Consider the following 16493-nt stretch of genomic DNA (forward strand, 5'->3'; position numbering starts at 1 on the left):
CTCCTCACCAAAAGCGGCGCAAGATCAGAAGGGTTCAGCGGCGATGTCGCTCCGTCAGCGCGTACGCGGCGAGCAGGCACAGACCGCACCCCGGCACCCAGGCGAGCTGGTACCAGTAGAAGAACGGCGTGCCCGCCAGGCGCGGCTCCGCACCGGCGTACATCGGAACCCACAGCAGTCCCGCGGTGGGTGCGAGAAGCAGTACGGCGATCGCGACGCGCCGTAGCCGGTGATGACCGGTCCGTGCCATGGCCTGCGCTCCTCTCCTCATCGCTGGGGGTCTGTGCAAGAGTTGCCCACCTCCCCCGGACGGTTGACAGCGAATTCCGCGGAGATTTCCCGCCGATGTCCGTCATCCGAACCGGCGGCCCGCGCAACTTATGCGCGAGGGCACAGACACACCAAGGACGGTGACCATGGCCGACAGCGCCATGACCGCGACGTTCCTCGCCGTGATCGGCGGAGCGTCGCTGCTCGCCGTGACCGCGCGCCGCCTGCGCCCCAGCGACCGGCTGCCGTCCCTGGAGGGCTGGGCGCTGGCCGACCGCAGTCTCGGGCCGGTGTGGACCTGGCTGCTGCTCGGCGGCACGATCTTCACCGCGTACACCTTCACCGCCGTACCGGGACTGGCGTACGGCAACGGCGCGGCCGCCTTCTTCGCGGTGCCGTACACGGTGATCGTGTGCCCGATCGCCTTCGTGCTGCTCAGCCGCCTGGGCGAGGTGGCCCGCCGGCACGGCTACATCACCGCCGCCGACTTCGTGCGCGGCCGCTACGGCTCGCCGCCGCTGGCCCTGGTGGTCGCGCTGACCGGGATCCTCGCGACGATGCCCTACCTGGCGCTGCAACTGCTCGGGATACGGGCGGTGCTGACCGCGGGGGGTGTGTATCCGCGGGGCGCGACCGGTGACCTGGTGATGGTGGCGCTGTTCGCGGGCCTCGCGGTGGCCACCTACCGGCACGGGCTGCGGGCGCCGACCGTGATCTCCGCGCTCAAGGCGGTCGCCGTCTTCGTCTCGCTCACCGCCGTCACCTGGCTGGTCCTGGAACGGCTCGGCGGACCAGGCGCGGTGTTCGACGGGGCCGCCGAGCGCCTGGGCGGACCGGCCCTGCTCCTGGCCCCCGAGCAGCAGCCCGCCCACGCCACCCTCGCCCTCGGCTCCGCGCTCGCCCTGCTGATGTACCCGCACGTCCTGACCGCGGGTTTCGCCGCCGACGGCCCGCGCACCCTGCGCAAGGTCGTCGTGGCCCTGCCCGCCTGGACGGGGCTGCTCGCGCTCTTCGGGTTCCTGGGCATCGCGGCGCTCGCGGCCGGGGTGCGGGCACCGGAGGGCGGCGCCGAGACCGCCGTACCGATGCTGGTGGACCGGTTGATGCCGGGGCCGCTGGCCGGACTGGTGTTCGGCGCGATCACCGTGGGGGCGCTGGTCCCGGCCGCCGTCATGTCGATCGCGGCAGCCACCAGCTTCGTGCGCAATGTGTACGTCGAGTACGTGCACCCCACGGCCACGCCCAAGCGGCAGGTGCGGATCGCCAAGGCGGTGTCGCTGACGGCGAAGGTGGGCGCGGTGGCGTTCGTGTTCGGGCTGCGCGACCAGGACGCCGTCAACCTCCAGCTGCTCGGCGGGGTCTGGATCCTGCAGATCTTCCCGGCCGTCGCCGTGGGCCTGTTCACCGGACGGCTGCATCCGCGGGCGCTGCTCGCCGGGTGGGGCGCGGGCATGCTGGCCGGCACCTTCCTCGTCGTCCGCGAGGGGTTCTCCTCGCTCGGCAGCGGGCCCTTCCAGATCTACGCCGGTCTCGTCGCCCTCCTGCTCAACCTGACCGTCGCCCTGGCCGGCACCGCGGCCCTCGAACGGCTCGGCGTCCCGCGCGGCGCCGACCTGACCGACCTACCGTCGCGCCTGACCGTCAGGCGGCGCCCAGAGACGGGAGCGAACAACCCGTGAGACAGCATCTGAGACACGGCACCCCCGGACCCGTCCCGCTCGCCCCCGCGGCGGCCGACCCGGCCGAGCTCGAGCGTGAGGCCGGTGTGGCCCGCCTTTTCGAGCTGCACTACGCCTCCATGCTCCGCCTCGCCGTGCTGCTCGGCGCCGACGACCCGGAGAACGTGGTCGCCGAGGCCTACTACCAGATCTACCGGAAGTGGCGGCGCCTGAGGGACGCCGAGGCCGCGGAGGCCTATCTGCGCTCCACGGTCTGCAATCTGACACGGATGCGGATACGGCACCTCCAGGTCGCCCGCAGACACGTAGAGGCCCCGTCCACCGAACTCGTCGCCTCCGCCGAGAGCACCGCGCTCCTCCACGACGACCAGCGCGTCCTCATCGACGCGCTCCAGCAACTGCCCGCCCGGCAGCGCGAGGCGCTGGTGCTCAGGCACTGGCTCGGGCTGAAGGAGAGCGAGATCGCCTCGGCGATGGGCATCTCCGGCGGCTCCGTCAAGACCCACACGGCACGCGGCCTGGCCGCCCTGACCCAGGCGATGGAGGCCCGGCGATGATGAACGACGCGAGTCCGGACCGCACCGAGCGGGAACTCCAGGAAGCCCTGGCCGCGCTGGCGGGCAAGGTGCACGCGGCACCCGACGCCTACCGCACGGCACGCGGCGAGTGGCTGCGCCGCGAGCGCCGCCGCCGACTGGTCCTCGCCGTCCTCATCGCGGTCGTCTTCGCGCTGGCGACGCTGATCGGTCTGTGGGTGCTGAACCAGACCCCGGCCCACCCGGGGGTGATCTTCTCCGGCACGACGGCGTCACTCCCCCGGCCCCACCCCTGATTGCCCCCACGACCAGCCGGGAACCCGCACTCCGTGCACCCCCGAACCCCGCCGGCCACCCGGATCCCCCGCATCGAGGACTACGCCCTCATCGGCGACGAACAGACCGCCGCCCTGGTCGGCACGGACGGCTCCGTGGACTGGCTGTGCCTGCCCCGCTTCGACTCCGCTGCCTGCTTCGCCAGGCTGCTCGGCGACGAGGAGAACGGGCACTGGCGGATCGCTCCGAAGAACGCCGACCGGTGCACGAGGCGCGCCTACCGCCCCGGCACCCTGGTCCTGGACACCGAGTGGGAGACCGACGAGGGCGCGGTGCGCGTCACCGACCTGATGCCGCAGCGCGACCTGGCCCCCGACCTCGTACGCGTCGTGGAGGGGCTCCGCGGCCGGGTCACCGTGCGCAGCACCCTCCGGCTGCGCTTCGAGTACGGCTCGATCGTGCCGTGGATGCGCAGGTCGGACGGTCATCGGGTGGCCGTCGCGGGACCCGACGCGACGTGGCTGCGCAGCGAGCCCCCGGTACGCACCTGGGGCGAACACTTCGGAACGCACTCGGAGTTCACCGTCGAGGAGGGCGAGAAGGTCGCTTTCGTCCTCACCTGGCACCCCTCGCACGAGCCGCGTCCCCCGCTGACCGACCCCTTCGAGGCGCTGGAGAGCAGCGTGGCCGACTGGCAGGCGTGGGCGGCGCGCTGCCGCTACTCCGGTCCGCACCGGGACGCCGTGGTCCGTTCCCTGATCACTCTGAAGGCGCTCACCTACCGGCCGACCGGCGGCATCGTGGCCGCCGCCACGACCTCGCTGCCGGAGGAGATGGGCGGGGTGCGCAACTGGGACTACCGCTACTGCTGGCTGCGCGACTCCACCCTCACCCTGGGCGCCCTGGTGCAGTGCGGTTACCTGGAGGAGGCCGAGGCCTGGCGGGACTGGCTGCTGCGCGCGGTGGCCGGCGACCCGGCGGACCTCCAGATCATGTACGGCCTCGCGGGAGAACGGCGGCTGCCGGAGTTCGAGCTGCCGTGGCTGTCCGGTTTCGGCGGCTCCAGGCCGGTACGCATCGGCAACGCGGCCGTGAAACAGCTCCAGCTGGACGTGTACGGCGAGGTCATGGACTCGCTGTCGCTGGCCCGGCGGGCCGGCCTGCCCGCCAAACCGCACATGTGGTCCCTGCAGAGCGTCCTGCTGAACTTCCTCCGGTCCTCCTGGCGACAGCCGGACGAGGGACTGTGGGAGGTGCGCGGCGGCCGCCGCGACTTCGTCCACTCGAAGGTCATGGTGTGGGTGGCCGCCGACCGCGCCGTGCGCGCCCTGGAGTCCTTCCCGGATCTGAGCGGCGACCTGGACGGCTGGCGCGCGCTGCGCGACGAGGTGCACCGCGAGGTCTGCGAGAAGGGCTACGACGCCGAACGCAACACCTTCACCCAGTACTACGGCTCGCGCGCACTCGACGCGTCCCTCCTGCTGATCCCGCGCGTCGGCTTCCTGCCGCCCGACGACCCCCGGGTCGTCGGCACCGTCGACGCGGTCCGCACGGAGCTCGACCACGGCGGATTCGTACGGCGGTACAGCGCCGAGGAGACGACGGTGGACGGGCTGCCGGGCGGCGAGGGCACCTTCCTGGTCTGCTCGTTCTGGCTCGCCGACGCGCTCCACATGACGGGCCGTGGGCAGGAGGCGCGGGAGCTCTTCGAACGGCTGCTGGGGCTGGCCAACGACGTGGGGCTGCTGTCCGAGGAGTACGACCCCGTGGCCGGCGCCCAGCTCGGCAACTTCCCGCAGGCGTTCAGCCACATCGGACTGGTGAACACCGCCCTCACTCTCTACGGGAACGAGGAGGCAGGATAGGAACCATGGATCTTGGACTGAAGGACCGTGTGTACGTCGTCACCGGAGCGACCCGGGGGCTCGGCAACGCGGCCGCGCGTGAACTGGTCGCCGACGGGGCGAAGGTCGTGGTGACCGGGCGGGAGGAAGAGCGTGCGCTCGCCGCGGCGGCGGAGTTGGGGCCGAACGCGGTGGGGGTGGCCGTCGACAACGCCGATCCCTCGGCGCCGGAGCGGCTGATCGCCACCGCGCGGGAGCACTTCGGCGGCTTCGACGGCGTGCTGATCAGCGTGGGCGGACCTGCGCCGGGCTTTGTCGCCGACAACACGGACGAGCAGTGGCAGTCCGCGTTCGAGTCGGTGTTCCTGGGAGCGGTTCGGCTGGCCCGGGCGGCTGCGGCGGAGCTGGAGGCCGGGGGTGTCATCGGGTTCGTGCTCTCCGGGTCCGTCCATGAGCCGATTCCGGGGCTGACGATCTCGAACGGGCTGCGGCCCGGTCTCGCCGGGTTCGCGAAGTCGCTCTCGGACGAGCTGGGGCCGCGGGGGATTCGGGTCGTCGGGCTCCTGCCGTCCCGTATCGACACGGATCGCGTGCGCGAGCTGGACGGCATGTCGGCGGATCCGGAGGCCACTCGGGCCGCGAACGAGTCCCGGATTCCCTTGCGGCGGTATGGGACGCCGGAGGAGTTCGGGCGGGCTGCGGCGTTCTTGTTGTCGCCGGCTGCTTCATATTTGACCGGGGTGATGCTGCCCGTTGATGGGGGCATGCGGCACGGCTTTTAGCTGCGGGCCGGTGGGGGTTGAGCGCGCCCACGCGGCGGAGCCGCACATCGATACGGTCCCGCGCCCCTAAAGGCTCTCAACTGACCCTTTCCGCTTTGTGCTTGACGCCGGTCATGCGGACCTCGGCCGGGAGTGTCTCGAGCCCTGCCGAATTGCGGGCGTGGTCCAGGGCCTCGGTCGTCAGGTGATGCAAGGCCGTTCCCGGGTCCACGTGGGGTTCCAGCAGGAGTCGTACGCGGGTCCGGGGTGCGTCCGGACGGCCGGTCAGGTGGGCGTGGGCCCGGTGGACGCCGTCCAACTCGGCTGCCTCGCCTTCGAGTACGCCCTCCAGGGCACGGCCCCGCAGGAGCGCGCCCTCGCCGTCGCCCGTGTTGACGCGCACCTCCGTGAGCCGGCGCCTGCGCAGTACCGCGGTCAGCCACCACAGGGTCAGGAGCACCACGAGTGCCAGTGCGGCGATGACCGTCGGCCACCACCAGCCCTCGCCGTCCCAGCGGGTGCGCTCCGGGTCGCTCAGCAGGACGTCCTTCTTGCCGTCGTGGATCCACCAGGACGGCGGGTCGAGGCCGAGGCCCACGGCGAGTACCGAGCCGCCGACGACGAGCAGGACCAGCCCCACCAGGCCGATCAGTACGCGGTTGACGGTCCTGAGCATCGGCCTCAGCCCTTCTTCCTGGTCGTCCGCGCCACGTGCACCGACAGGGCGGGGGGCCGGGCCAGGCCCAGTGCCCTGATCGCCTCGGTGAGGGTCACGTCCAAGTCGGCGCGTACGTCGTCCAGTTCGCGGAAGTGGGAGACCGCGCGGACATCGGCCTTCGTCCGCTTCACCCGTACGCGTGCGGACTGGACGCCGGCCACCTCCATGGCCCGGTCCCGCAGGACCATGGCGGCCGCGTCCCGGTGCAGGCCCGCCCGGACGTCCGGGTGGGTGCGGTTCATCGGGAGGACACTGCGCAGACCTGGTGTGGTGGCCAGGACGACCAGCCACAGGCCCAGGGCCGCGGCGACGCCCGCGCCGATCAGGACCCAGATGTCGTCCAGGGGGCGTTCGGCGAGCTGCCGGGCGAGCTCGCGGCGCCAGTGCATGGCCGGCCGGTCGGCCCGGACGGCTGCGATGTCGTACAGGAAGAACCCCGCGACGAGCAGGAGCAGCAGGGCCACGATGCCCGCCGGGACCCTGCGCGCCGACCAGAAACGGCGTTCGCCGCCCGCCCCGTTCTCCAGGACGGGTGGTGGTCCGTACGCGGCCGCCGAGGCGGACTGGTCACGCTGGTCCGGTGCCTTCTCGAGGACCGGCAGTCGTTGTGTCGTGCCCTCGGAGCCCTGGGGCTCGCTCATCGCGTCCTCCCCTGTGCCACGCCGTGCGCCTGTGCCGGATGCAGCCGCTCCACCTGGACGGCGACCTCCGACACCTCCATGCCCACCAACGCGACTACCCGCTCGACCACGTGCTGACGCACCTCCCGGCAACGCGCGCCGATGTCACAGGGGTAGTCGAGTTCGAGGTGCATGCGGATCCGGGCGACCTCGCGGTGGACGGCGACGGTGGCGTACGGGGGCTGGGCCTCGGCGGGGAGCCGTCCGAGCGCCTCGCGGGCCGCCTGTCCCGCGACCTTCGCCACGACCCGGTCGGCGATTCTCGTCGCCCCTCGGTCACCGGGGGGAACGGCGGTCGCGGTCAGGGGTCTGCGGAGCTCGTCCGCCGCGCCTGCCTCAGTGCTCACGGACGTCATCGCCGCCGGTCACGCCGGTCGTCACGGGTGCGGAAGAAGTCGCCGATCTCCAGGTCCCCCTCCAGGAACCGGCCGACGACGAAGCCGATGGCGCCGAGCGCCGCCACCAGCAGGAAGGCGCCGAATCCGCCGAAATACCCTGCGAAGCCCAGCGCCATGCCGGCGATCATGCCGACCACGGCCATGCTCATCGTGCGCTCCCTAAGGTCCCTGAAGGTGTGGTCCGGCTACTGGAGCCGGGTCTCCGGCTCCTCTTCCTCTTCGTCGGGCAGCTTCACGTCGCTCACCGCGATGTTGACCTCGACGACCTCCAGGCCTGTCATCCGCTCCACCGCGGCGACGACGTTCTCGCGCACGGCCCTGGCCACGTCGGAGATCGAGACGCCGTAGTCGACGACGATCTCCAGGTCGAGCGCGGTCTGCACCTCGCCGACCTCCACCTTGACCCCGCGGGTGGCGGACTTCGAACCGCCGGGCACCCGGTCCCGTACGGCACCGAAGGTGCGGCTCAGCCCGCTGCCCATGGCGTGGACGCCGAGGACGTCGCGTGCCGCGAGTCCGGCGATCTTCTCCACGACACCGTCGGCGATGGTGGTCCGCCCACGTGTGGCCGCGTCGCCGCCCCCACGCCTGGTGGTCTTCCGCGGCTGCACCGACGACTCCACCTCGGTGTTGCTCTGCGTCATGTCGGTCATCGCTGTCACCCCTTTCGGTCGTCCTCCTTCGACCACCGTATGCGCGGTTGCGCGATCGCGCGCCGGAGATGCGGCAGGCTGGAGTAATGACGGCGGAGCAGTGGGCACGGGCGGTGCGGCATCAGCTGGGGCTGGGGCGGCTGCTGCCGCTGGGCGGACCGCGCGACGGAGCGTGGATCTCCGAGGAGGTGGCTCAGGGGGTGCTGCGGGCCGCCGTGCGAGAACTGCCGGATGTACGGCTCGGCGCCGTGCGCATCGGCCTCGCCGATCCGGAGGACGCGCACGAGCCCGCCGTACCGCCGCCTCCGAGCGCGCTGCCGCCCGGTCCCCTGCGGGTCACGGCGGAGTTCGAGGCCACCCCCGCACGGCCGCTGCCGGTGACGGCGGAGCGGCTGCGCACGGCACTCGCCGGGGCGGCGGCGCGGCTGCTGGGGCTGGAGCTCGGCGAGGTGGACCTACGGGTGACGGCCCTCGTGGACGAGGACGCGGAACCGTCTCCCGTACGACAGCCCGAGCCGCCGCGTGCCGTGGCGGCGGGGCCGGGCGACGAGGCCCTCGTGGCCGGCGCCGCCCTGTCGGTGCCCGGTGTGGACCGGCTGACCGGTCTGCTCGGGCGGCCGGTGCACATCGGGGACCGGGACACCGGGGACGGCTCGCTTCCGCGCCGCCATGTCCGCGTCGAACTGGCGGTGGGCGCGGACCGCCGGGCCCTGGACGTGGCCCGGGAGGTCCGCGCCGCCGTGGGAGAGGCGCTGGCGGACCGTCCGACGGTGGCCGTGCTGGTGACGGCCGTGGTGATCTAGGGCCAGTCCCCGCGGATCACGGCGGCGCCGGGGGCTCCGGCACACGCGGCTCGGCCGGTCCGCACTGTTACCTTCAGCCGGCCCGATCCGCCGACATGCCTAGTCGCCGACTCCGGCGAGGTCGCGCAGACGGCGGGTCTGGGCCGCGCGCTCGGCGGCGCGCTGCTCGTCGTAGGTGCGATCTTGGGCGCCCCGCAGCAGCGCCTTGGTCTCGATGACCGCGTCGCGGGGGGCGGACAGGAGGGCGGCCGCCAGGTCCTGCACGGCGCCGTCGAGCTGGTCGAGCGGTACCGCGAGGTTGGCGAGGCCGGTGTTCACCGCCTCCTCGGCCGTGACGAAGCGCCCGGTGGCGCAGATCTCCAGCGCCCGGGCGTATCCGACGAGGCCCACCAAGGGGTGGGTGCCGGTGAGGTCGGGGACCAGGCCCAGGCTGGTCTCGCGCATGGCGAACTGCACGTCGTTGGCGACGACGCGCAGGTCACAGGCGAGGGCGAGCTGGAAGCCCGCCCCGATGGCATGCCCCTGGACGGCGGCGATGGACACGACGTCGCTGCGCCGCCACCAGGTGAAGCCCTCCTGGAACTGGGCGATGGCGGCGTCGAGTTCGGCGTCACCACTGCGGGCGAGGTCGATGAACGACTGCTCGCCCTCGATCCCCTCGGGCGTGAACATCTGCCGGTCGAGCCCGGCGGAGAAGGACTTGCCTTCGCCACGCAGCACCACGACCCGGACGGAGCCCGGCACCAGCCGGCCCGCCTCGGCGAGGGCCCGCCACAGAGCGGGGCTCTGGGCGTTGCGCTTGGCCGGGTTGGTCAGCGTCACCGTGGCGAGGGTGTCCTCGACGGTGAGCCGTACGCCGTCCTTGTCGAGCAGGGGAACGAGTTCCTGGCCATCCTGGCCGGACGTCGCCATGGGGCGCCTCCGATGAGTGCGGTCATCCTCCGTGCCGCAGGACGGCACAGCTAAGTGACTGCACAGTAACCACCCGGTCAGTCAGCCGACCGACCGGGTGGCCACCATCGAAGCCGATGGGCCGCCCGGTTCAGGACGTTGCGGCCTTCTTGCCCCGCGTCGCTCCGCCACGCCCACGAAGCGTGACGCCCGATTCGCTGAGCATCCGGTGCACGAAGCCATACGAGCGGCCGGTTTCCTCGGCCAGTGCCCGAATGCTCGCACCGGAGTCGTACTTCTTCTTCAGGTCTGCCGCGAGCTTGTCGCGCGCGGCGCCGGTTACCCGGCTGCCCTTCTTCAGAGTCTCGGCCACCCGTGCCTCCTCATGGGAAGTGCGCTCTGGTCCCCTCATGATCACCCCTCCGGGGCGCGATGGCCACCCATTCGGCAAGGTCCGTAAGACAGGGTTTTGACGACAGGAGCGCACCCCCACAAGCGGAATCTGTAAATCCACCCAGAGCCGTTCGTACCGCCGAACGAGTTCTTTTGTGAAATGCCAGGTCAGCGACGTACGACGGCCGAGCCCTTGTCGATAAAGGGCTCGGCCGTGAAATCGATGTAGGACACACCTCGGTACGAGGAGATCTCACACAGATGATGGATCACCGGTGGGCCGAATGATCCATACGCCGTGGATCACGCCGTGGATCACGCTTTCGATCAAGCGGCGCTTCCTCAGGCGAGGGCGACGAGATCCGCGTAGTCGGCGCCCCACAGGTCCTCGACGCCGTCCGGCAGCAGGATGATCCGCTCCGGCTGGAGCGCCTCGACGGCACCCTCGTCGTGGGTCACCAGGACGACCGCGCCCTTGTAGGTGCGCAGCGCGCCGAGGATCTCCTCGCGGCTGGCCGGGTCGAGGTTGTTCGTGGGCTCGTCGAGGAGGAGGACGTTCGCCGAGGAGACGACCAGGGTGGCGAGCGCGAGGCGGGTCTTCTCGCCGCCGGAGAGGACGCCGGCCGGCTTGTCGACGTCGTCGCCGGAGAAGAGGAACGAACCGAGCGTCTTGCGCACCTCGACGAGGTCGAGGTCGGGGGCCGCCGAGCGCATGTTCTCCAGGACCGTGCGCTCGGGGTCGAGGGTCTCGTGCTCCTGGGCGTAGTAGCCGAGCTTGAGGCCGTGGCCGGGCACGACCGCGCCCGTGTCCGGCTGCTCGGTCCCGGCCAACAGACGGAGCAGGGTGGTCTTGCCCGCGCCGTTCAGGCCCAGGATGACCACGCGTGAGCCCTTGTCGATGGCCAGGTCGACGTCGGTGAAGATCTCCAGCGAGCCGTACGACTTCGACAGGCCCTCCGCCATCAGCGGGGTCTTGCCGCAGGGCGCCGGCTCGGGGAAGCGCAGCTTGGCGACCTTGTCCTGCTGGCGCACCGCGTCGAGGCCGGCGAGCAGCCGGTCGGCGCGCTTGGCCATGTTCTGCGCGGCGACCGTCTTGGTGGCCTTGGCGCGCATCTTGTCGGCCTGCGAGTGCAGGGCCGCGGCCTTCTTCTCGGCGTTCTGCCGCTCGCGCTTGCGGCGCTTCTCGTCGGCCTCGCGCTGCTGCTGGTAGAGCTTCCAGCCCATGTTGTAGACGTCGATCTGGGCGCGGTTGGCATCCAGGTAGAACACCTTGTTGACGACCGTCTCGACCAGGTCGACGTCGTGGGAGATCACGATGAAGCCGCCGCGGTAGGACTTGAGGTAGTCACGCAGCCAGATGATCGAGTCGGCGTCGAGGTGGTTGGTCGGCTCGTCGAGGAGCAGGGTGTCGGCGTCGGAGAAGAGGATCCGGGCCAGTTCGATACGGCGGCGCTGACCACCGGAGAGCGTGTGCAGCGGCTGGCCCAGCACCCGGTCGGGGAGATTCAGCGCGGCGGCGATCGTGGAGGCCTCGGCCTCGGCGGAGTACCCGCCCTTGGTGAGGAACTCCGTCTCCTGGCGCTCGTACTGCCTGAGCGCCTTCTCACGGGTGGCGCCCTGGCCGTTGGCGATGCGCTGTTCGTTGTCGCGCATCTTCTTCAGCAGGACGTCGAGGCCGCGCGCGGAGAGGATGCGGTCGCGGGCGAGCACGTCCAGGTCGCCGGTGCGGGGGTCCTGGGGGAGGTAGCCGACCTCGCCGGAGCGGGTGATCTGACCCGCGGCGGGGATGCCCTCGCCGGCCAGGCACTTGGTGAGGGTGGTCTTCCCCGCGCCGTTGCGGCCGACCAGGCCGATGCGGTCGCCCTTGGCGACACGGAAGGTGGCGGACTCGATGAGGACTCGGGCGCCGGCGCGCAGCTCGATACCGGAGGCGGAGATCACGGACAGACTCCAGGGCGGATTCGGGATTGACGGGTGGGCGGCTGAGGACGTTCCCGCCGTCTAATGCGCGAGGAGAATGGCCATGGGCCAAGTCTAACGGGGGCGTGCAAGCACTTTTTCTGGGTTCGGGTGTTGGGTTGGTCTCGCTCCGGGTAATCGGTCGGTCCTGTCTCCGTCCCGAGCAGCGGGGGTGTCCGCATGCAGTTCGACGACGACGCCAGGTTGGACACCTCCGAGGTGCAGGACGTCCGCGGCAGCCGCATCCCGGGCGGCAGGGCGACCGTCGGCGGCGGTGTCGTGGGCCTGATCGCCCTCGTCCTCGGACTCTTCCTCGGCGTCGGCCCCGACCAGCTGGGGCTCACCGACAGCGGCGGACGGCCCGCGGCCACGGCCTCGGGCCTCGCGCAGGTCGAGCAGAGCTGCCGGACCGGGCAGGACGCGAACACGCGCGACGACTGCCGGACGGTGGCGGTGGTCAACAGCGTGCAGGGCTACTGGGACCAGGAGTTCACGCGGCGCGGCGCCGACTACGGCCGCTCCCCCACGGTCTTCTTCGGTGAGCGGGTCGACACGGCGTGCGGGTCGGCGAGTTCGGCGGTCGGACCGTTCTACTGCCCGGGTGATCGGAAGGTCTATCTCGACCTCGGGTTCTTCGACGAGTTGCGGTCGAAGTTCGGGGCCGGTGGCGGGCCGTTCGCGCAGGCGTACGTGGTGGCCCACGAGTACGGGCACCACGTGCAGGACCTGATGGGCACGCTGAGCCGGTCGCAGGACGGGCGCACGGGCGCGGACAGCAACGCGGTGAAGGTGGAGCTCCAGGCCGACTGCTACGGCGGGGTGTGGGCACGCCACGCGACCACGACGAAGGACGAGTCGACGGGGCGGCCGCTCATCACGCGTCTCACGGACGCGGACATCACCGACGGCCTGGACGCGGCGGCGGCCGTGGGCGACGACCGGATCCAGGAGCGCTTCCAGGGTCGGGTGGCACCGGAGTCGTGGACGCACGGGTCGGCCGCGCAGCGGCAGCAGTGGTTCCGGGAGGGATACCGCAGCGGGGACATGGGGCGCTGCGACACCTTCCGGTGAGGGGCAGTGGGGCGTCGGGCCGTTGTCAGTGGTCGCTGGGAGACTGGTCGGCAGAGGCAGTTCCCGGCATGCGCCCGGTTCCGATCCGGCGTTTTGATCACAAGGGAGTGATCGGCATGACAGGCACAAGTGGTGGGCGTCCGAGCATCTACCCGACGCTGCTGTACGCCGACGCGAAGGCGGCGATCAAGCAGCTGACGGAGGTCTTCGGGTTCACCGAGCTGTCGGTGTACGAGGGCGAGGACGGCTCGGTGCTGCACGCCGAGCTGGTGCAGGGCAACGGCGCGGTGATGCTCGGCTCGAAGGGCCGCGGCGGTGTCTTCGACGCGGCGATGAAGGACGCGGGCACCACCGGCGTGTACGTCGTCGTGGACGACGTCGACGCACACCACCGCCGCGCCGTGGAGCACGGCGCGGAGATCCTGATGCCCCCGACGGACCAGGAGTACGGCTCCCGGGACTACATGGCCAGGGATGGCGAGGGCAATGTGTGGAGCTTCGGGACGTACGCCCCGGAGATCCGCGTCTGACTCATCCTCCCGTGTGCACCTGGAAGGCGGCGCGGCGTACGGCCTTGGCGAGGGCCGGGTCGGGATGGGCGGCGGCGAGGGCGACCAGGACCTGCACGGTGCGCGGGTGACCGACGGCCCGGACCTCGTCGAGCAGTCGGGGGACGGTCGGCTGGAGGGCGGACTCCAGGTGCCGCACCAGCATCGGGGCCTCACCGTGGTCGGCGACGGCGGCCGCGGTGTCGACCCACAGCCAGGTGGCCTCTTCCCGGGTGAGCACCTCGTGGGCGTCCTCCGGGTCGATCCCGTCGTGCTCGGCCAGCCACAGCAGGGCGTACGGCCGCAGGGTGGGCTCGTCGGCCACGGAGCGGACGTCGGGCTCGGCCGGGGCGCCGACGACGCGCAGGGCCTCGAAGGCGAGGCCGCGCAGCAGGGCGTCGTCGCCGCGGGCGGCGCCCAGGAGTTCGGTGACGGCGCTGCCGACGGGACGGGCCGCGAGCCAGGCGCGGTACTCGGCGCGGGCCGCGTTGGGGCGCAGCTGGGCGCAGCCGCGGAGCATCTCCTCGGCGGCGACCTCGATGTTGCCGGCCGGGCTCTGCGCGGCGACGCAGATCTGCTCCAGCTTGACCCACACCGCCCAACTGCCGAGCGGGGTGAGGGTGGCCTGGCCGTCGCCGTAGGTCAGGGCGCCGACGGAGGCGAGGGCGCGCAGGGCCCAGTCGAGGAGGGGGGCGAGAGGCGCGTCGGCCGTTTCGGGCTCCTCCACGGGCTCCGGCTGGGGGCCGTAGGGAATCTCGCAGCGCTCGGTGCGCAGTTCGGTGACGCGCTGCTCCAGGAGGTCCAGGAGCTGCTCGACCGGGACGGGGCCGGCCGACAACTGGAGGAAGGAGAGCACCTGGGGCATGGCCGAGACGACCTCGGCGACGGCGGCGGGCTCGCGGTCGGTGGGTTCCGGGGAGGCGAGGGACCAGGCGTCGAAGAGGGCGACCCAGCCGCGCAGTACGGCGCTGTCGTCACGGTTCCAGGCGCGCAGCCGCCAGCCCGGGCGCGCGCTGTCGCCGTGCACCTCGATCAGACCGGCGAGGCGGGCGGTGTCCCAGGCGGCGCGGACCTGAGCCGCGGTCAGGCCGAGATCCTCGGCCGCGCGCCCTGCTGTCTCGTCGGAGAGGGTGCCCTTGCCGTCGGAGCCCGTGCCGTCCCTGCCGGGGCCCAGGGCACGGTCGGCCCAGTGCGCGACGCGGGCCGCGTCGGCGAGGCCGGAGCGCGCCATTCTGGCCAGTTCCGCGGGGGCCGGTGTGCCCTCCGGCGGGCGGGGTGCGGGGCGGCGTGGGCGCCGTTGGTTCACGGCTGAGGGGGCGGCGGCCAGGGGTCGCGGGCGGACGAGTCGGAGCCTGGAGTCGCGCGGGATACGGGACGTCACGGGTGCAGTCTTCCGGTTGACGGTCCGAAAACCCAAACGGAATGCCACCGCGCTCGACGGGGCGGGCCGACGCCGGGGCCGCGCGGAGGGGCATACGCCGAGATCAGGCCAGTAGTACGGGCTTAAACGGAACCTGTGGGACCGGGGCGCGCGGAGGTCACATCAGGGGGGTGAGGAAACGGCGCAGTGCCTCTTCGTAGCCGCTCGGGTCGGCGTTCCACATCGCCGCGTGGGGGGCCTGGCGGACCGTGTGGAGGGCGATCCGGTCGGGGTGGGTGCCGGCGAGACGGCGGGAGAGGTCCCAGGGGGCGATCGTGTCGTCCGGGCCGTGGAAGATCAGGGTCGGCGGCGGGGGCCGGTCGGGGCCCGTGTCGGCGGACCGGTTCTCGTGGTCGGCGTAGGGGACGATGGCGTAGGGGACGGTGCGGTCCGCGTACAGGCCTGAGTGGGCGCTGGGCAGTCCGGTGCGGCCCTGTGCCGCGCGCACCGCGAGCGGCAGGAGGACGCCGGGGGTGTGGCGGGCCGCGGCGAGAGCGCGCAGGGTCCGCTCCCAGCTGAGGACCGGGGAGTCCAGGACCAGCCCCCTGACGCGGTCGCGCAGGTCCGAGTGGGCGGCGGCGCGCAGGGCCATCGTGGCGCCGGTGGACCAGCCGTGCAGGACGAGTTGGCGGGCGCCGTGGCCGACGGCGAAGTCCATGGCCGCGTCCAGGTCGCGCCACTCGGTGTCGCCGAAGTGGTTCAGGCCGTCGGGCGGGCGGGGGGCGCCGACGTCGCCGCGGTAGGCGGGGGCGAGGACCGGGAAGCCGAGGCGGTGCAGGAACTCCATGAGGTTCATGGCGTGTTCGCGGGTCGTGCCGAGGCCGTGCACCGCGATGACCCAGGTGTCGCGTATGCCGGGGACGAACCAGGCGGGCAGGGTGCCGAGTTCGCCCGGTATCTCGACGTCGGTGTGGTCGAGACCGAGGACCGACTTCGGGTTGCCGACGTACGCGTTCGGGGTGAGCCAGACCTTGTCGCCGGGTTCCGGGGTGCCGTGGGTGACGCGTTCCAGGCGGCGGACGACGGTGTCGGCGGAGTGCGGTTCCGCGGCGAGGACGGGGCCCACGACGGCGTGGGTGGCGTCGCCTGCGAGGCCGTAGGTGCCGGGGCGGAGGGTGGCGAGGTCGCGGGTGAGGGTGATGCGGCCGGCGTCGACGTCTCCGTCGACGTCGACGGAGTGAACGGTGAGCCGGGGTTCGCCGGGCAGCGGGCGGCCCGGGGACGCCTTCAGGCCGGCGTCGCTGGCGATCCTCCCGGCGATGATTCCGGCTGTGCCGGCCGCGAGGGCTGCGGTGACGGCAGCGGCCGTCGCTTTGACAGTACGCACGTCTTTCAGTGTCCTGTCGGACTCGGTCTACGGCCAGTGGGGGGCCTTCGGCGGTGGGGCTTATTCGGGTGCGGGTTCGGTGGGGGCGGGCGTTTTTGCGCAGTTCCCCGCGCCCCTTTTGTGCCTGCGGCGGCCCGTTTCTGTTCGGTGGGGGCTTGTGTAGCGCGTGCGGGTGTGTTGGGGGTCGGGTCCGGGGGGGGGGGGGGGGGGGGCGGGGGGGGGGGGGGGGCGGGGTGGGGTGGGGGGGGGGGGGGGCCCCGGGCCCG

At 72.2% G+C, this 16493-nt stretch carries 19 protein-coding genes; 8 read left to right on the top strand and 11 right to left on the bottom strand.

Going from position 1 to position 16493, the window contains the following annotated elements; genetic code table 11:
* Positions 1 to 34: 34 nt before the first annotated feature.
* Complete coding sequence (locus ACIBJB_RS30775; RefSeq protein WP_398935262.1) at positions 35 to 250, bottom strand: DUF3311 domain-containing protein; 216 nt, start codon at positions 248 to 250, stop codon at positions 35 to 37.
* A gap of 166 nt (positions 251 to 416) precedes the next feature.
* On the opposite strand from ACIBJB_RS30775, the gene ACIBJB_RS30780 reads away from it, so the two are divergent.
* From ACIBJB_RS30780 to ACIBJB_RS30800, 5 genes are read left to right on the top strand one after another with little or no spacing between them, the layout of a single operon-like run.
* Entirely contained in the window at positions 417 to 1949 is a 1533-nt protein-coding gene (locus ACIBJB_RS30780; protein WP_398935264.1) for a sodium:solute symporter, read from the top strand.
* Positions 1946 to 2506 carry a sigma-70 family RNA polymerase sigma factor gene (locus tag ACIBJB_RS30785; RefSeq protein ID WP_398935266.1) on the top strand — a complete coding sequence of 187 codons (561 nt, stop codon included), beginning with the start codon at positions 1946 to 1948 and terminating at the stop codon, positions 2504 to 2506. Before ACIBJB_RS30780 ends, ACIBJB_RS30785 begins: the two co-directional genes overlap by 4 nt.
* A complete protein-coding gene (locus ACIBJB_RS30790; protein WP_398935719.1) occupies positions 2506 to 2781 on the top strand; it encodes a hypothetical protein in 276 nt (91 codons plus the stop codon). Before ACIBJB_RS30785 ends, ACIBJB_RS30790 begins: the two co-directional genes overlap by 1 nt.
* Before the next feature lie 33 nt (positions 2782 to 2814).
* A complete protein-coding gene (locus ACIBJB_RS30795) occupies positions 2815 to 4626 on the top strand; it encodes a glycoside hydrolase family 15 protein (RefSeq protein WP_398935268.1) in 1812 nt (603 codons plus the stop codon).
* Positions 4627 to 4631: 5 nt separating this feature from the next.
* Positions 4632 to 5387 carry an SDR family oxidoreductase gene (locus tag ACIBJB_RS30800; RefSeq protein ID WP_398935270.1) on the top strand — a complete coding sequence of 252 codons (756 nt, stop codon included), beginning with the start codon at positions 4632 to 4634 and terminating at the stop codon, positions 5385 to 5387.
* Between the two features lie 76 nt (positions 5388 to 5463).
* Here ACIBJB_RS30800 and amaP read toward each other — a convergent pair whose 3' ends face one another.
* From amaP to ACIBJB_RS30825, 5 genes are read right to left on the bottom strand one after another with little or no spacing between them, the layout of a single operon-like run.
* On the bottom strand, positions 5464 to 6042 hold the full coding sequence (gene amaP, locus ACIBJB_RS30805; RefSeq protein ID WP_398935272.1) for an alkaline shock response membrane anchor protein AmaP: 579 nt from the start codon (positions 6040 to 6042) through the stop codon (positions 5464 to 5466).
* A 5-nt stretch (positions 6043 to 6047) separates the two neighbouring features.
* Entirely contained in the window at positions 6048 to 6725 is a 678-nt protein-coding gene (locus ACIBJB_RS30810; protein WP_398935274.1) for a DUF6286 domain-containing protein, read from the bottom strand.
* A complete protein-coding gene (locus ACIBJB_RS30815) occupies positions 6722 to 7120 on the bottom strand; it encodes an Asp23/Gls24 family envelope stress response protein (RefSeq protein ID WP_398935276.1) in 399 nt (132 codons plus the stop codon). Before ACIBJB_RS30815 ends, ACIBJB_RS30810 begins: the two co-directional genes overlap by 4 nt.
* A complete protein-coding gene (locus ACIBJB_RS30820; protein ID WP_266566580.1) occupies positions 7117 to 7311 on the bottom strand; it encodes a hypothetical protein in 195 nt (64 codons plus the stop codon). Before ACIBJB_RS30820 ends, ACIBJB_RS30815 begins: the two co-directional genes overlap by 4 nt.
* A gap of 36 nt (positions 7312 to 7347) precedes the next feature.
* A complete protein-coding gene (locus tag ACIBJB_RS30825) occupies positions 7348 to 7815 on the bottom strand; it encodes an Asp23/Gls24 family envelope stress response protein (RefSeq protein WP_398935278.1) in 468 nt (155 codons plus the stop codon).
* An 86-nt stretch (positions 7816 to 7901) separates the two neighbouring features.
* Between ACIBJB_RS30825 and ACIBJB_RS30830 the strand changes: the two genes are divergently transcribed.
* Positions 7902 to 8618: a nucleopolyhedrovirus P10 family protein gene (locus ACIBJB_RS30830; RefSeq protein WP_398935280.1), complete on the top strand. Its 717-nt coding sequence runs from the start codon at positions 7902 to 7904 to the stop codon at positions 8616 to 8618.
* Between the two features lie 99 nt (positions 8619 to 8717).
* Here the strand turns inward: ACIBJB_RS30830 and ACIBJB_RS30835 are convergent, their stop codons facing one another.
* From ACIBJB_RS30835 to ACIBJB_RS30845, 3 genes are all read right to left on the bottom strand, one after another.
* On the bottom strand, positions 8718 to 9530 hold the full coding sequence (locus ACIBJB_RS30835) for an enoyl-CoA hydratase/isomerase family protein (protein WP_398935282.1): 813 nt from the start codon (positions 9528 to 9530) through the stop codon (positions 8718 to 8720).
* Between the two features lie 130 nt (positions 9531 to 9660).
* Positions 9661 to 9882: a helix-turn-helix domain-containing protein gene (locus tag ACIBJB_RS30840; protein WP_010355597.1), complete on the bottom strand. Its 222-nt coding sequence runs from the start codon at positions 9880 to 9882 to the stop codon at positions 9661 to 9663.
* Positions 9883 to 10244: 362 nt separating this feature from the next.
* Positions 10245 to 11843 (bottom strand): ABC-F family ATP-binding cassette domain-containing protein, encoded by a 1599-nt coding sequence (locus ACIBJB_RS30845; protein ID WP_398935284.1) that lies wholly within the window; start codon positions 11841 to 11843, stop codon positions 10245 to 10247.
* Between the two features lie 198 nt (positions 11844 to 12041).
* On the opposite strand from ACIBJB_RS30845, the gene ACIBJB_RS30850 reads away from it, so the two are divergent.
* Positions 12042 to 12932, top strand: coding sequence for a neutral zinc metallopeptidase (locus ACIBJB_RS30850; protein WP_398935286.1), 891 nt, complete (start codon positions 12042 to 12044; stop codon positions 12930 to 12932).
* A gap of 116 nt (positions 12933 to 13048) precedes the next feature.
* Positions 13049 to 13462, top strand: coding sequence for a VOC family protein (locus ACIBJB_RS30855; RefSeq protein ID WP_398935288.1), 414 nt, complete (start codon positions 13049 to 13051; stop codon positions 13460 to 13462).
* A gap of 1 nt (position 13463) precedes the next feature.
* Here ACIBJB_RS30855 and ACIBJB_RS30860 read toward each other — a convergent pair whose 3' ends face one another.
* Together ACIBJB_RS30860 and ACIBJB_RS30865 are read right to left on the bottom strand one after the other, a co-directional pair.
* A complete protein-coding gene (locus tag ACIBJB_RS30860; protein ID WP_398935290.1) occupies positions 13464 to 14861 on the bottom strand; it encodes a hypothetical protein in 1398 nt (465 codons plus the stop codon).
* Positions 14862 to 15018: 157 nt separating this feature from the next.
* Entirely contained in the window at positions 15019 to 16227 is a 1209-nt protein-coding gene (locus ACIBJB_RS30865) for an alpha/beta hydrolase (protein ID WP_398935292.1), read from the bottom strand.
* Positions 16228 to 16493: the final 266 nt, after the last annotated feature.

The organism is Streptomyces sp. NPDC050759 (genome assembly GCF_044456945.1).
In the GTDB taxonomy this organism is placed as follows: Bacteria; Actinomycetota; Actinomycetes; order Streptomycetales; family Streptomycetaceae; genus Streptomyces.

Coding starts and splice junctions, on each gene's coding strand:
- ACIBJB_RS30855 (WP_398935288.1), top strand. CDS start 13,049: ATGACAGGCACAAGTGGTGGGCGTCCGAGCATCTACCCGACGCTGCTG.
- ACIBJB_RS30830 (WP_398935280.1), top strand. CDS start 7,902: ATGACGGCGGAGCAGTGGGCACGGGCGGTGCGGCATCAGCTGGGGCTG.
- ACIBJB_RS30850 (WP_398935286.1), top strand. CDS start 12,042: ATGCAGTTCGACGACGACGCCAGGTTGGACACCTCCGAGGTGCAGGAC.
- ACIBJB_RS30815 (WP_398935276.1), bottom strand. CDS start 7,120: ATGACGTCCGTGAGCACTGAGGCAGGCGCGGCGGACGAGCTCCGCAGA.
- ACIBJB_RS30825 (WP_398935278.1), bottom strand. CDS start 7,815: ATGACCGACATGACGCAGAGCAACACCGAGGTGGAGTCGTCGGTGCAG.
- ACIBJB_RS30780 (WP_398935264.1), top strand. CDS start 417: ATGGCCGACAGCGCCATGACCGCGACGTTCCTCGCCGTGATCGGCGGA.
- amaP (WP_398935272.1), bottom strand. CDS start 6,042: ATGCTCAGGACCGTCAACCGCGTACTGATCGGCCTGGTGGGGCTGGTC.
- ACIBJB_RS30800 (WP_398935270.1), top strand. CDS start 4,632: ATGGATCTTGGACTGAAGGACCGTGTGTACGTCGTCACCGGAGCGACC.
- ACIBJB_RS30775 (WP_398935262.1), bottom strand. CDS start 250: ATGGCACGGACCGGTCATCACCGGCTACGGCGCGTCGCGATCGCCGTA.
- ACIBJB_RS30810 (WP_398935274.1), bottom strand. CDS start 6,725: ATGAGCGAGCCCCAGGGCTCCGAGGGCACGACACAACGACTGCCGGTC.
- ACIBJB_RS30790 (WP_398935719.1), top strand. CDS start 2,506: ATGAACGACGCGAGTCCGGACCGCACCGAGCGGGAACTCCAGGAAGCC.
- ACIBJB_RS30835 (WP_398935282.1), bottom strand. CDS start 9,530: ATGGCGACGTCCGGCCAGGATGGCCAGGAACTCGTTCCCCTGCTCGAC.
- ACIBJB_RS30820 (WP_266566580.1), bottom strand. CDS start 7,311: ATGAGCATGGCCGTGGTCGGCATGATCGCCGGCATGGCGCTGGGCTTC.